The sequence below is a fragment of the Pseudomonas sp. Pseusp18 genome, assembly GCF_059506005.1.
Genome location: NZ_CP169240.1, coordinates 6,729,924 through 6,743,740, shown reverse-complemented (window position 1 = coordinate 6,743,740; position 13,817 = coordinate 6,729,924). Strand labels below are relative to the sequence as shown.

Here is a 13,817-nt window from a genome sequence, read left to right as displayed (position 1 = left end):
ATGCGCCCCATTTTTTTCGTTAAAGCTTCAGATCAGAACGCCGGCAATACCGCGCCTTTGTACTTCTCGAGAATGAAGGCTTTCACTTCCGGGCTGTGCAGGGCAGCAACCAGTTTCTGCATTGCCGCGCTGTCCTTGTCGTCCGGACGGGCAACGAGGATGTTCACGTACGGCGAGTCGCTGCCTTCGATGACCAGCGCGTCCTTGGACGGATCGAGCTTGGCTTCCAGCGCGTAGTTGGTGTTGATCAGCGCCAGGTCGACCTGAGTCAGCACGCGCGGGATGGTCGCGGCTTCCAGTTCACGGAATTTCAGGTCCTTGGTGTTCTCAGTGATGTCCTTGACGGTCGACAGGATGTTGTTCGAATCCTTCAACTTGATCAGGCCAGCCTTTGCCAGCAGCAACAGCGCACGGCCGCCGTTGGTGGCGTCGTTCGGGATCACCACGTTGGCGCCGCCTGGCAGCTCTTCCAGTTTCTTGTACTTGCTGGAGTAAGCGCCCAGCGGCTCCAGGTGCACACCGGCAACGCTGACGAGGTTAGTGCCCTTGGCCTTGTTAAATTCATCCAGGTACGGTTGGTGCTGGAAGAAGTTGGCGTCCAGACGCTTCTCGGCCACCTGCACGTTCGGCTGGACGTAGTCGGTGAAGACTTTGACTTTCAGGTCCACGCCCTCTTTGGCCAGGGCTGGTTTAACGAACTCGAGGATTTCCGCGTGGGGCACCGGGGTGGCCGCAACGGTCAGGGTGTCGGCAGCGTGGGCGGAAAAGGCTGCAATGGCAGCGAATGCGACGAGTAGTTTTTTCATTCAGCTAACTCCTTGTGAGGCGCCAGTCTTCGGCGCCTGCCAGCGAATGGCCGGCTCATGTCTTGGTGACGAGAACTGTTTATTTGCGGGAGAAATGAACCACCAGCTTGTCGCCGACGGTTTGCAGCACTTGAACCAGCACCAGCAGCAACACCACGGTGACCACCATCACGTCGGTCTGGAAACGCTGGTAACCGAAACGGATCGCCAGGTCGCCCAAGCCGCCAGCGCCGACCACACCGGCCATCGCTGTGTAGGACACCAGTGTAATCGCTGTCACCGTAATCGCCGCGAAGATGCCCGGACGGGCCTCCGGCAGCAAGGCGTTGGTGATGATCTGACGAGTCGTCGCGCCCATGGACTGGGTCGCTTCGATGATGCCGCGATCCACTTCACGCAGGGCGGTTTCCACCAGTCGCGCGAAGAACGGCGTGGCGCCCACCACCAACGGTGGGATCGCACCGGCGACACCAAGGGAAGTGCCGGTAATCAACACAGTGAACGGAATCATCACGATCAGCAAAATGATGAACGGCAGCGAACGCAGAATGTTCACCACCAGCGATAGCATCGCGTAGACGCCTTTGGCTTCCAGCAACTGACGCGGGCTGCACAAGAACAACAGCACGCCCAACGGCAACCCCAGCAGCACGGTGAACAACAGCGAACCGCCAAGCATCAGCAGGGTGTCGCCGGCGGCCAGCCAGATTTCGTACCAGTCGATATTGGCAAAGAAACTCATCAGGACTTCCATCAGCGCAGCACCTCCATGTGGACATCAGCTGCGGTGAAGTGAGCAAACGCCGCTTCCATGTCGCCACCGGTGACGGCCAGGGTCAACTGGCCGTAGGGAACCTCTTTGATGCGATCGATACGACCGGCCAGGATGCTGTAGTCCACGCCCGTTTCCCGGGCGACGGTACCCAGCAATGGTGCGTAGGTCGCTTCGCCCTGGAAGGTCAGACGCACGATACGGCCCGGCACATGAGCGAAGTCGTCGCGCTGTTCGTTCTCGTCGATCTGCTCGTCTTCCTGGACGAAGCGCTTGGTGGTCGGGTGCTTGGGATGCAGGAACACCTCGGCCACCGAACCTTGCTCGACGATCACACCGGCATCCATCACCGCCACCTGATCGCAGACCCGACGGATCACGTCCATCTCGTGGGTGATCAGGACGATGGTCAGCTTCAGCTCGCGATTGATCTCGGCCAGCAGTTGCAGAACCGACGCCGTGGTCTGTGGGTCGAGAGCACTGGTGGCTTCATCGCACAGCAGGATTTTCGGCTTGGTTGCCAGGGCACGGGCGATGCCGACACGCTGCTTCTGACCACCGGACAGTTGCGCCGGGTATTTTTTCGCATGGTCGGCCAGGCCAACCCGTGCCAGCAATTGCGCCACACGCTGGTCGATTTCGCTACGCGACAGCTCACCGGCGAGGGTCAGCGGCAGCGCGACGTTATCGGCCACGGTCTTGGACGCCAGCAGGTTGAAGTGCTGGAAAATCATCCCGACCTGCTGACGGAAACGCCGCAGGCCATTGGCATCCAGCGCCGTAACTTCTTCGCCATCGACGATGATCTTGCCGCCACTGGAGTTTTCCAGGCGGTTGATCAGGCGCAGCAGGGTACTTTTTCCCGCACCGGAATGGCCGATCAGGCCAAAGACCTGACCGTTCTCAATCGTCAGACTGGTCGGATGCAGGGCGGGAATATCCTTACCGGCGACGCGGTAAGTTTTGTGGACGTTTTGAAACTCGATCACGTAGCGAACCTTGTGGGGCGCGTTAGAAAAGGATCAGCGGTTAGCCGGGCGCGCATTTTAGCCTGTCCGTATAGAGGTTCTTAGCATTTATTTCGCCTTCAACCAGCGATTTGGCAATAAGGCGATCAAAGGTAGGAACCTGGGCCAAGGCAATTGCGGCCTGATGCATCTAGAAAAGCAAAAGATCGCAGCCTGCGGTAACTCCTTCACGGTCCGGAGCTGCTGCAGGCTGCGATCTTTTCTTTATGGCTTGCGAGGACTCAAAACCATCTGCGCCGGAATATTGCGCAGAATCTGTTTCTCCAGCTTCAGATCAAACTCCGAATCCAGCTTCTTCACCCGTTTGGTCAGCAAGGTGGCCAACCATGGGTAATCCTGGGTACGGGGAACCTGAATGCTCACGTCGCACTGATAATTCACCACATCAGCGGCGATAGCATCGAGTTGACGACGAAGTTTGCTCATATCGGTGAGGTTCAATGCCACCGTCGTGCTTTCAGCCGTCGGGTCGATCACTTTGGCCTGCGGTTTGGCTTCGGCAGCCTTGAGGGCCGCTTCGGCTTTATCCAGTTCAGCCTTGCGTGCATGAACGATGGCATTGTTAACGCCACCGGTCAGCGCCGGGGCCTTGGGCATCAATACCCGGGCACGGCTGAGGGCAGTGGCCGCAGCATTCACATCACCTTTTTGCAACACGATCTGGCTGCGCAGCAAATAGGCTTCGGCCAATTGCCGCTGGTATTGCTCAAGGGATTGATCGTTGGGCGACTCGGCCTGCAAGGCCGCCAATTGATCCTCGGCGGTGGCCAGCTCGCTGCTGGCCAGGCTTTGTTCCAGTTGTGCAATAGCCGTGGCCCGCGCATCGGGGACCTCGGTGGCCGCCGGTGGCGTGCTTTGGCAAGCACCCAGTAGCAGCGAAAATGCGACAAGGAGCAGATAACGGGAGGCGAACGGCTTCATTCCTGCGACTCTCTATTTGCGCAAAAAACGAGCAAGTCTACACCCCTCGACGGGGCAGGACAAAACTCAGCAGAAACAGCGCGGCGGCCGCCACCACTATCGACGGGCCAGCCGGGGTGTCCTTGAACCAGGACAACGCCAGCCCGCCACACACCGCGAGCATGCCCAGCAGGCTCGCGCCCAGTGCCATCTGCTCCGGCGAGCGGGCGTGACGCTGTGCCGCAGCCGCCGGAATAATCAGTAACGAAGTAATCAGCAACACACCGACGATTTTCATCGCCACCGCGATCACCACGGCGATCAGCAACATCAGGACCAAACGCAACGCCGCTACCGGCAAACCTTCAACCTTGGCCAGTTCTTCGTGCACGGTGATCGCCAGCAAGGGACGCCATAGCGTGACAAGCAATGCCAGCACTGCCGCGCTACCGCCGAGGATCCACGCCAGATCGGTCGGGCTGATCGCCAACAGGTCGCCGAACAGATAGGCCATCAGGTCGATCCGCACTTCATGCATGAAGCTTAGTACCACCAGGCCCAGGGAGAGCGTGCTCGGTGCGAGAATTCCCAACAGCGTGTCAGACGCCAATGGCTGCCGCTGTTGCAGCGTCACCAGCAACACTGCCAGCAACAGGCAGCCTACGGTGACAGCCACGGTTGGGCTGACATCCAGCAGAAAGCCTAGCGCCACGCCAAGCAGTGCGGCGTGGGACAGGGTGTCGCCGAAATATGCCATGCGCCGCCAGACCACGAACGAACCCAGCGGGCCCGCGACCAGCGCCAGGGCCAGACCTGCAAGCAGGGCGAAGAGCAGAAAATCAGCCATGCTTGCAGCTATCTCCATGAACGTGGGTATGGGCCGACGGGGCCGCGATGACCACCGAGCCATGCAGGTCGTGAGCGTGGTCGTGATGGTGGTGATAAATCGCCAGGCTTTGTGCGTTCTTTCCGAACAGTTCGACGAACGCGGGATCGCCGCTGACCTGCTCGGGATGCCCGGAGCAGCAGACGTGGCGATTCAGGCACACCACCTGGTCGGTGGTGCTCATCACCAGATGCAAATCGTGAGAGACCATCAATACACCGCAACCATGACGGTCGCGCAGACGTGTGATCAGGCTATAGAGCTCGGCCTGACCGGCCACGTCGACGCCTTGCACCGGCTCATCGAGCACCAGCAACTCCGGCTCGCGCAACAATGCCCGCGCCAGCAGCACCCGCTGCATTTCGCCACCGGAAACACTTTGCACCGGGCTGTCGATCACCTGCTCGGCGCCGACTTCCTTGAGGGCGACCAAGGCCCGAGCGCGGTCCACGCCAGGGACCAGACGCAAGAAACGCAGCACTGATAGCGGCAGGGTTGGATCGACATGGAGTTTTTGCGGCATGTAACCGACGCGCAATTTCGGCTTGCGCCAGACGCTGCCGCTGTCCGGCTTCAACAGACCGAGCACCGCGCGCACCAGCGTGGTTTTGCCGGCGCCATTGGGGCCGATCAGGGTAACGATCTGCCCCGGCTCGACGCTCAGTTCGATGTTATCCAGCACGTTTTGCCCGGCAAAGGTGACGGCCACCTGCTCAAGACGGATCAGCGCATTGCTCATTAAGCCCCCTGGCAACCCGAGCAGAGACCGATGACTTCAACGGTCTGGGCCTCGACGATAAATCCGACGTCCCTGGCGCTGCCGACGATCGCGTCGCTGATGGACTTCTGTTCAAGCTCGATGGCGGCGTGGCATTGACGGCAAATCAGGAACTGGCCTTGGTGAGCGTGTTCCGGGTGATTGCAGCCGACGAAGGCGTTCAGCGAGGAGATGCGGTGTACCAGGCCGTTTTCCAGCAGAAAATCCAGCGCACGATACACGGTCGGCGGCGCAGCTCGGCGGCCGTCCTGCTCGCTGAGCACCGCCAGAATGTCGTAGGCACCCAGCGGTTTATGGCTTTGCCAGACCAGTTCCAGCACCCGCCGGCGCAAAGCGGTCAGGCGTAGCCCCTGACGTGCGCACAAGGCATCGGCCTCAGACAATGCGCTATGGACGCAATGAGAGTGGTCGTGGGGACGACTGGCAATCGGTGTTTTAGGCATGAGCGGCGACGAGTGTTGTGAGAGACGTTATTATGTTACCCGTTCTCGCCTCTTCGAGTGGTCATCGTGTCCCGACTTTTTTCTATCTTTGTCGCATTTGTCGCAAGTTTTCTGCTGATCGGTTCAGCCCAGGCCGAAGTCAACGTCCTTACCAGCATCAAGCCGCTGCAGCTGATTGCTGCTGCGGTGCAGGAGGGTGTGGCGATTCCGGAAGTGTTGCTGCCACCCGGGGCATCGCCGCATAACTATGCCTTGCGCCCATCCGACGTACGGAAGGTGCAGTCGGTGGACCTGGTTTACTGGATCGGTCCGGACATGGAGGGTTTTCTGCCTCGCGTACTGAAAGGTCGTACGCTGCCCAGCGTCGCGGTGCAGGATTTGCCTGGCCTGAAGCTGCGACGTTTCGCCGAAGACAGCCACTCCCACGCTGAAGAAGCCGACGAGCATGACCACGATCATCGCCCCGGCAGCCTGGATGCGCACTTGTGGTTGTCACCGATCAACGCCCGAGTAATCGCCGCCAAAATGGCTGCCGATCTGAGCGCCGCCGATCCGGCCAACGCTGCGCGCTATCAGAGCAACCTCAAGGCGTTCGATGAACGTCTGGATGCCCTGGACCTGCGCCTGAAGGCTCGTCTGGCAGGGATCGCGAACAAGCCTTACTTCGTGTTCCACGAAGCCTTCGACTACTTTGAAGACGCCTACGGCCTCAAACACGCCGGCGTATTCAGTGTCGCAGCCGAAGTCCAGCCCGGTGCCCAGCACGTTGCGGCGATGCGCACGCGGTTGCAGGAAGTCGGCAAAACCTGCGTGTTCAGCGAACCGCCGCTGCGCCCGCGCCTGGCAGAAACCCTGGTGGCCGGGCTGCCGGTAAAACTGGCAGAGCTGGATGCGCTGGGCGGGTACACGCCAGCGACCGCCCAGGGGTATGAGCAGGTGCTGGAAAAATTGGGAAATGATTTGGCCGGGTGCCTGGAGTCGTTGTAAGCATCCCATAGACCCTGTGGCGAGGGGGCTTCCGTCGGGCTGCAAAGCAGCCCCAAACAGGCCTGCACAATGAATTGCAGGGGAGCGCTTCGCACTGGAGCGCCAGCCCGGTCCAACGGGGGCAAGCCCCCACGCCACATTTTAAAGGGCGAAAGGCAGCGGCGTGTCGACCTTCTGCCGCTGCGCCAGCCGCAGCTGAAACTCCATCGGATCGTGAATCAACACGTCCTGCCCGGCGAAAGACTCCGCGGCAATCAACCGCGACAACCAGAACCGCACGCACGCCACGCGCAGCATGGTCGGCCACAGCTCCGCTTCGGCAGCGGTGAACGGTCGCAGCGCGGCATAAGCGCCCAGCAACGCCCGCGCCCGAGCCCCGTCGAGCTGCCCTTGCTCATCCGAGCACCAGTCGTTCAAGGCAATTGCCACGTCATAGAGCATCGGCCCTGAACAAGCGTTGTAGAAGTCGATCAACCCGGTCAGGTGCGTGCCTTCGAACATCGCGTTGTCGCGGAACAGATCCGCATGGATGTTGGCCCGCGGCAGCGCCAGAATTTTCGTCTTTTGCTGGGTGATTTCTTCCAGGGCACGTTGCAGCAAATCGCTTTGTTCGGCGTTCAGGTGCGAGAGAAACTGCGTGCCCTCTTCCAGCATCCAGTCCAGGCCGCGATCGGTTTTGCGCTTGATCATGTTGGCCTGGGTCGCCAGGTGCAGATGAGCCAGCAGCTCGCCGACCTGAGCGCAATGCTGGGCGTTGGCGTCCTTGATGTGCTTACCCGCCAGGCGTGGCTGCAACAGCGCAGGTTTACCGGCCAGCTCGCGCAACGCAACGCCGTCGGTGGTGCGCAGGGCATAAGGCACCGGCAGGTTGGCGTCGTGCAGCACGTCGAGCAGTTCGATGAAGAACGGCATCTCCTGCACCGGACCGCGCTCGACCAGGGTCAGGACAAACTCGCCCTGCTCCAGGCTGATAAAGAAATTGGTGTTTTCGCTACCGGCGGCGATCCCCTGGAAATCAAGCAGGCGGCCGAGCCCGTAAGGGGCGAGAAAGGTTTCCAGCTCGGGCCGAGCCAGGGGGGTGAACACAGACATGGTTAAAACTGCCAGTACGGGCGCCGCTACATAGCAAGCGCCGATTAAAGTTAAGAACCGCTTACCACTTAAAGATTTCCCACGCAGGGATCAGCATATCCGGCTGATCCGAGCGGATATAGTTACCCTCCGAGCCATCAGCGCGCACCAGGAAGTACGGTTTACCGCCCTTCGGAGTGACCTTGATGGCATACAGGAAACCGTTCTGCCGGTACTCCTGAATGGTTTTATCGCCTTCCGTGCGGATAGTGACTTGCGGTTCCGCCGATGGCGAATCATCTGCCGCCATCACTGCCAATGGGGTGATTACAAAGAAGCCAGCCAGCAACAAGCGATTTAGTGTGCGCATGATAACCTTGTCCCTTTGTCGTCAACGGTCCCGCTATTCTAGCGCCGGACCCGCCGAAAAGGTTGATCCTGCTCATGAGCCAAGCCCCCCTCGTCCTGGTGGACGGTTCTTCTTACCTGTACCGCGCTTTTCATGCGCTGCCACCGCTGACCACGTCCAAAGGCCTGCCGACCGGTGCGGTCAAGGGCGTATTGAACATGCTCAAGAGTCTGCGCAAGCAGTACCCGGACAGCCCGTTCGCCGTGGTGTTCGACGCCAAGGGCGGGACGTTCCGCGACGCGATGTTCGCCGAGTACAAGGCCAACCGTCCGAGCATGCCTGACGATATGCGGGTCCAGATCGAGCCGCTGCACGCCAGCGTCAAGGCCTTGGGCTTTCCATTGCTGTGCGTGGACAACGTCGAAGCTGACGATGTGATCGGCACCCTGGCCCGCAGCAGCGCGGCCGCCAACCGCCCGGTGGTGATTTCCACCGGTGACAAGGATATGGCACAACTGGTCGACGGGCACATTACCTTGGTCAATACGATGACCGGTAGCGCGCTGGACGTGGAGGGCGTGAAGGAGAAATTCGGCGTCGCTCCCGAGCAGATCATCGATTATCTGGCGTTGATGGGCGATTCGTCCGACAACATCCCGGGCGTTCCGGGTATCGGTCCGAAGACCGCTTCCGGCCTGCTGGTTGGCGTGAATGGCGGCCTGACCGAGCTCTATGCGCAGCTCGATATCGTCCCGACCCTGCCGATTCGCGGCGCCAAGACCCTGCCGGCCAAGCTCGAAGAGCATAAGGAAATGGCCTTTCTTTCTTACCGATTGGCAACCATCAAGATCGACGTGCCGCTGGACATCGGCCTCGACGATCTGCAGATGGGCCCACCGGATCACGACAAGCTTGCCGAACTCTATTCCCTGCTGGAGTTTAAGAGCTGGTTCGAAGAGAACCAGCGCGACGCCAAGCGTTCGGGTCAGGACATCGTCGAGGTCGCCCAGGAGCAGCCGGGTGCCGCCGAAGCGAAATACGAAACCATCCTCGATCAGAAGCGCTTCGAGGCCTGGCTGGACAAACTCGACAAGGCGCCGCTGATCGCCTTCGTCACCGAAACCAACGGCAGCGATGCCCAACACGCGCAACTGGTAGGCCTGTCGTTCTCTGTCGCGGCCAACGAAGCAGCCTACATTCCGCTGACCCATTCCTACATGGGCGTACCGGAACAACTGGATCGTGACACCGTGCTGCTGGCGTTGAAACCGCTGCTGGAAAACCCGAATAAACCGAAAGTCGGCCAGCACGCCAAGTTCGACACCAATATCCTCGCCAATTGCGCCATCGGTGGCGATCAGAACAACGGGATTACTGTTCGGGGTATTACCTACGACACCATGCTCGAGTCCTACGTACTGGACTCAACAGCCACCCGCCACGACATGGACAGCCTGGCGCTCAAGTACCTGGGCCAAAGCAAGACCGACATCCAGGAGATTGCGGGCAAAGGCGTCAAACAGCTGACCTTCGACCAGATTTCCCTTGAGCTGGCAGGCCCCTATGCCGCCGAAGACGCCGATGTCACCTTCCGCCTGCATCTGGTATTGCAGGAAAAACTGGCCGCGACGCCAAGCCTGGTCAAAGTGCTCAACGAGATTGAAATGCCGCTGATGCCAGTCCTGGCCCGTATCGAGCGCCAGGGCGCGCTCGTGGACGCCAACCTGCTGGGCATCCAGAGCGTCGAGCTGGGCGAAAAACTGGTCGCCCTTGAGCGTGAGGCCTTTGCCATTGCCGGTGAAGAGTTCAACCTCGGCTCGCCGAAGCAACTGGGGGTGATTCTCTACGAAAAGCTTGGTTTGCCTGTACTCAGCAAAACCGCCAAGGGGCAGGCGTCGACTGCCGAAGCCGTGCTGGCCGAGTTGGCCGAACAGGACTACCCGCTGCCCAAGGTGCTGATGCAATATCGCTCGCTGAGCAAGCTCAAAAGCACCTACACCGACCGTTTGCCAGAGCAGATCAACGCACGCACCGGGCGCATTCATACGTCTTACCAGCAAGCTGTCGCAGCCACCGGGCGTTTGTCATCCATCGACCCGAACCTGCAGAACATTCCGATTCGCACCGCCGAAGGTCGCCGGATTCGTCAGGCGTTCGTCGCGCCGAAAGGCTACAAACTGCTGGCCGCGGATTACTCGCAAATCGAACTGCGGATCATGGCGCACCTGGCCAAGGACGAAGGCTTGCTGCACGCCTTTCGCAACAACCTCGATGTGCACCGGGCCACGGCCGCAGAAGTGTTTGGCGTTGAGTTGGGCGCGGTCACCAACGATCAGCGTCGTAGCGCGAAAGCCATCAACTTCGGCCTGATCTACGGTATGAGCGCGTTTGGCCTGGCCAAGCAGATCGGCGTTGACCGCAAACAGTCCCAGGCCTACATCGACCGTTATTTCGCCCGCTATCCCGGCGTGCTGCAATACATGGAGCGCACGCGCGCCCAGGCCGCCGAGCAAGGCTTCGTCGAAACCATCTTTGGTCGTCGCCTGTACTTGCCGGAAATCAACGCGAAAAACCAGGCCCTGCGCAAAGCTGCCGAGCGCACGGCGATCAACGCCCCGATGCAAGGCACCGCGGCGGACATCATCAAGAAAGCCATGGTGGCGGTGGACAACTGGCTGGCATCGTCAGGCCTGGACGCCAAAGTCATCCTGCAGGTACACGATGAATTGGTGCTCGAGGTGCGCGAGGACCTGGTCGACCAGGTACGCGAGGAGATTCGCGTGCACATGAGCAACGCCGCACAACTGGACGTACCGCTTCTGGTCGAGGTGGGCGTAGGCAACAACTGGGATGAGGCGCACTGAGCCGCCTGAAAAGACGTATGTACTGCGGCCTGGCGCCGCAGCACATGACGAAGGGCTATAGAGCGAAAAACGACAGTGATTATTTCCAAAGGATTTTGAAAATAGTCTGAACTAAATCCACGAACCGCCACTCAGAGATACTGAATGGCTGGTGAAGCCCTTCGATGCTCCTATGTTGTGTTAAGTGTTGGCAGATATCTGGACCCCGCCCTAGCGGTCCGGAACTTGAACCCCGGAACTTCTCCCTCCCCATACGAAGTCCGGGGTTTTTTTTGCCTGCCGATTGGTCTCGAGAGCCTTACTCGGCAGCCTCGGCACCCTTGTCCGCCAATTCCATCCAGTCCGCCAGTACGGTGTAGGCTTCTTCCAGCCCCATGCGTTTGGGGGCCGAAAACAGCTGGATAGTGATCGTATCGCCCCAACCCTTGCGGATTTCCGATTGAACCTTGAGCAGCGTGTTTTTTGCCGCGCCGTAGGTCAGTTTGTCGGCCTTGGTCAGCAGAATATGCATCGGCATGCCGCTGGCGACGGCCCAATCGAGCATCAACAGGTCGAAGTCGGTCATTGGATGACGGATGTCCATCATCAGAATCAAACCTTTCAAACTCTCACGGCCACCCAGATAGGCTTCCAAGTGACGCTGCCAGTGCATCTTCAACGGGATCGGCACTTTCGCATAACCGTAACCTGGCAGGTCGACCAGACGGCGTTCATCGTCTAGCTTGAAGAAGTTCAACAGCTGTGTGCGACCCGGTGTTTTCGAGGTCCGCGCCAGGCTGGCGTGCGTCAGAGTATTCAACGCGCTGGACTTGCCGGCGTTGGAACGCCCGGCGAAGGCCACTTCAAAGCCTTCGTCGTCGGGACATTGGTCGACTTTGGCGGCGCTGAGCATAAAGGTGGACTGTTGGCACAGGCCGAGGATGGGATTCTTGAGTTGCATGGGATTTCCGATGTGGGCGGCGCCGGGAATGGACGCGGCAAGCAGTGTCGTTTCCGTTTCAGTGACGCCAGTATATAATGCCGCAGATTTTGTGTGCGCTTTGTCCCAGCGTAGGATGAAGTTCACGAGAGCGATTGACCTTGATTGCGCATTAGAACGCAGCACGCTCTCAACCCTGAAAAGGTCGTTTTATGACGAAATGGCTGCTAGCTGCCGGTGTCTTGATGCCGCTTTACAGCGCTCAGGCTACACAGGATCCGGAAGCTGTGTACAACCGTGTTTGTGGTGCCTGTCATTCCGGCCAACTACCCATGGCGCCCCGCAGGGGCGATCAGGAAGCTTGGACGCCGAGGTTGGCGAAAGGTATGGAGACGCTGGTGCAACACGTGACCCAGGGTTTCAAGGCGATGCCGCCGCGTGGTTTGTGCATGGACTGCAGTGCCGAGGATTACCGAGCCATCATCCAGTGGATGAGCGAGTAAACCCGGTCCATAACTCTTTAACCCTTAGCCGTAGTTGGATTAGCTGATGAACAAATTGATCGTGAGTCTGCTGTTGACCGTGGGGATCTCCGGTATTGCCCATGCTGCAGGTGATGCGACTGCTGGTCAGGCGAAAGCCGCAGTATGTGGCGCCTGTCATGGCCCGGATGGCAATAGCATGGCGCCTAACTTTCCGAAACTGGCAGGCCAGGGCGAGCGTTATCTGAACAAGCAGCTGCACGACATCAAGTCCGGCAAACGCACGGTACTGGAAATGACCGGCCTGCTGACCAACCTCAGCGATCAGGATTTGGCCGATATCTCCGCCTACTTCGCCAGCCAGAAAGGCAGCGTCGGTGCCGCCGACCCGAAAATCGTGGCGCGCGGTGAAGCACTGTTCCGTGGCGGCGACCTGGCCAAAGGGCTGCCAGCCTGCACCGGCTGCCACTCGCCCAATGGCGCAGGCAACGCAGCTGCTGGCTTCCCGCACCTGGGCGGCCAGCATGCTCAGTACGTCGGCAAGCAACTGACCGAATTCAGAAAAGAAGAAGGTGGCCGGACCAACGACGGCGACACAAAACCAATGCAGAGCATCGCTAAAAAGCTGAGCGACGAAGATATCGCCGCCGTCTCCAGCTATATTCAAGGCTTGCACTAAGGCCTGTGATCGAGCGTCGTGAGTGATGTACATCTCTTGCAACGTTAACTCTCGATTAATCCGTCGATGCAAACATAAAAAGGGTAGCTTTGGCTGCCCTTTTTTGTGGCCGCTGCCGTTACACTACAGAACTCAAGCCCGCCGGAATCTGTCTGAAAACAGGTCGCGCGAGGCGCCCAAATTGTCCAGGAGTAAAGCATGCGTAATCTGATCATCAGCGCCGCACTCGTCGCTGCCAGCCTGTTCGGCATGACTGCCCAAGCCGCCGAAAAACCTGAAGCGCCCTATGTCGAACTGAGCAACCCGGTCCCGGTGGCCGAGCCTGGCAAGATCGAAGTCGTGGAGCTGTTCTGGTACGGCTGCCCGCACTGCTATGCCTTCGAACCCGTCATCAACCCATGGGTTGAAAAGTTGCCCTCCGACGTGAATTTCGTGCGTATCCCGGCAATGTTTGGCGGCCCTTGGGATGCCCACGGCCAGATGTTCCTGACGCTTGAGGCCATGGGTGTCGAGAGCAAGGTTCACGCTGCGGTGTTCAACGCAATCCAGAAAGAACACAAGAAGCTGACCGACAAAGAAGACATGGCGGACTTCCTGGCGACCCAAGGTGTAGACAAGGACAAGTTCCTGGCCACCTTCGACTCCTTCGCCATCAAGGGCCAGATCAACAAAGCCAAAGAGCTTGCCAAGAAATATGAAATCACCGGCGTGCCTACCATGATCGTCAATGGCAAGTATCGCTTTGACATCGGTTCTGCCGGCGGCGCCGAACAAGCGTTGAAACTGGCTGACCAACTGGTCGCCAAAGAGCGAGCGGCAACCAAGGCCGTTGCCAACTAAGCGCGGCACCTGC

General features: G+C 59.4%; 15 protein-coding genes. 5 read left to right on the top strand and 10 right to left on the bottom strand.

Annotation, left to right across the window (positions count from 1 at the left end):
* Window positions 1-32 precede the first annotated feature (32 nt).
* The 7 genes from ACEN9A_RS30550 to zur all read right to left on the bottom strand — a co-directional run bounded on the left by ACEN9A_RS30550 (window position 33) and on the right by zur (window position 5,613).
* Window positions 33-806, bottom strand: coding sequence for a MetQ/NlpA family ABC transporter substrate-binding protein (locus ACEN9A_RS30550; RefSeq protein ID WP_258671822.1), 774 nt, complete (start codon window positions 804-806; stop codon window positions 33-35).
* Between the two features lie 79 nt (window positions 807-885).
* A complete protein-coding gene (locus ACEN9A_RS30545) occupies window positions 886-1,560 on the bottom strand; it encodes a methionine ABC transporter permease (protein WP_258671821.1) in 675 nt (224 codons plus the stop codon).
* Window positions 1,560-2,567 carry a methionine ABC transporter ATP-binding protein gene (locus ACEN9A_RS30540; protein WP_007940716.1) on the bottom strand — a complete coding sequence of 336 codons (1,008 nt, stop codon included), beginning with the start codon at window positions 2,565-2,567 and terminating at the stop codon, window positions 1,560-1,562. Before ACEN9A_RS30540 ends, ACEN9A_RS30545 begins: the two co-directional genes overlap by 1 nt.
* A 243-nt stretch (window positions 2,568-2,810) precedes the next feature.
* Window positions 2,811-3,527, bottom strand: coding sequence for a PA5502 family lipoprotein (locus ACEN9A_RS30535; protein WP_258671820.1), 717 nt, complete (start codon window positions 3,525-3,527; stop codon window positions 2,811-2,813).
* Between the two features lie 37 nt (window positions 3,528-3,564).
* Window positions 3,565-4,353 carry a zinc ABC transporter permease subunit ZnuB gene (znuB, locus tag ACEN9A_RS30530; protein WP_258618619.1) on the bottom strand — a complete coding sequence of 263 codons (789 nt, stop codon included), beginning with the start codon at window positions 4,351-4,353 and terminating at the stop codon, window positions 3,565-3,567.
* Window positions 4,346-5,131, bottom strand: coding sequence for a zinc ABC transporter ATP-binding protein ZnuC (gene znuC / locus ACEN9A_RS30525; protein WP_413386932.1), 786 nt, complete (start codon window positions 5,129-5,131; stop codon window positions 4,346-4,348). Before znuC ends, znuB begins: the two co-directional genes overlap by 8 nt.
* Complete coding sequence (gene zur / locus ACEN9A_RS30520) at window positions 5,131-5,613, bottom strand: zinc uptake transcriptional repressor Zur (protein ID WP_026286509.1); 483 nt, start codon at window positions 5,611-5,613, stop codon at window positions 5,131-5,133. The genes znuC and zur overlap by 1 nt, the downstream gene beginning before the upstream one ends.
* A gap of 66 nt (window positions 5,614-5,679) precedes the next feature.
* On the opposite strand from zur, the gene ACEN9A_RS30515 reads away from it, so the two are divergent.
* On the top strand, window positions 5,680-6,600 hold the full coding sequence (locus ACEN9A_RS30515) for a zinc ABC transporter substrate-binding protein (RefSeq protein ID WP_258671818.1): 921 nt from the start codon (window positions 5,680-5,682) through the stop codon (window positions 6,598-6,600).
* A 141-nt stretch (window positions 6,601-6,741) separates the two neighbouring features.
* Here the strand turns inward: ACEN9A_RS30515 and ACEN9A_RS30510 are convergent, their stop codons facing one another.
* Both ACEN9A_RS30510 and ACEN9A_RS30505 read right to left on the bottom strand, forming a co-directional pair.
* The gene (locus ACEN9A_RS30510; RefSeq protein WP_018927273.1) at window positions 6,742-7,692 is read right to left on the bottom strand and encodes a homoserine kinase; all 951 of its coding nucleotides are present in this window, start codon (window positions 7,690-7,692) and stop codon (window positions 6,742-6,744) included.
* A gap of 61 nt (window positions 7,693-7,753) precedes the next feature.
* On the bottom strand, window positions 7,754-8,041 hold the full coding sequence (locus tag ACEN9A_RS30505; RefSeq protein WP_019651211.1) for a DUF2782 domain-containing protein: 288 nt from the start codon (window positions 8,039-8,041) through the stop codon (window positions 7,754-7,756).
* A gap of 74 nt (window positions 8,042-8,115) precedes the next feature.
* Between ACEN9A_RS30505 and polA the strand changes: the two genes are divergently transcribed.
* Window positions 8,116-10,884 (top strand): DNA polymerase I, encoded by a 2,769-nt coding sequence (polA, locus tag ACEN9A_RS30500; RefSeq protein WP_258671816.1) that lies wholly within the window; start codon window positions 8,116-8,118, stop codon window positions 10,882-10,884.
* Window positions 10,885-11,182: 298 nt separating this feature from the next.
* Here the strand turns inward: polA and yihA are convergent, their stop codons facing one another.
* Window positions 11,183-11,824: a ribosome biogenesis GTP-binding protein YihA/YsxC gene (gene yihA, locus ACEN9A_RS30495; RefSeq protein WP_007940707.1), complete on the bottom strand. Its 642-nt coding sequence runs from the start codon at window positions 11,822-11,824 to the stop codon at window positions 11,183-11,185.
* 191 nt (window positions 11,825-12,015) lie between these two features.
* Here yihA and ACEN9A_RS30490 point away from each other — a divergent pair, with 191 nt between their 5' ends.
* The 3 genes from ACEN9A_RS30490 to ACEN9A_RS30480 all read left to right on the top strand — a co-directional run bounded on the left by ACEN9A_RS30490 (window position 12,016) and on the right by ACEN9A_RS30480 (window position 13,804).
* Window positions 12,016-12,306 (top strand): c-type cytochrome, encoded by a 291-nt coding sequence (locus ACEN9A_RS30490; protein WP_019020904.1) that lies wholly within the window; start codon window positions 12,016-12,018, stop codon window positions 12,304-12,306.
* 46 nt (window positions 12,307-12,352) lie between these two features.
* Window positions 12,353-12,964 carry a c-type cytochrome gene (locus tag ACEN9A_RS30485; protein WP_007940706.1) on the top strand — a complete coding sequence of 204 codons (612 nt, stop codon included), beginning with the start codon at window positions 12,353-12,355 and terminating at the stop codon, window positions 12,962-12,964.
* A 198-nt stretch (window positions 12,965-13,162) separates the two neighbouring features.
* The gene (locus ACEN9A_RS30480; protein WP_019580303.1) at window positions 13,163-13,804 is read left to right on the top strand and encodes a thiol:disulfide interchange protein DsbA/DsbL; all 642 of its coding nucleotides are present in this window, start codon (window positions 13,163-13,165) and stop codon (window positions 13,802-13,804) included.
* Window positions 13,805-13,817 lie beyond the last annotated feature (13 nt).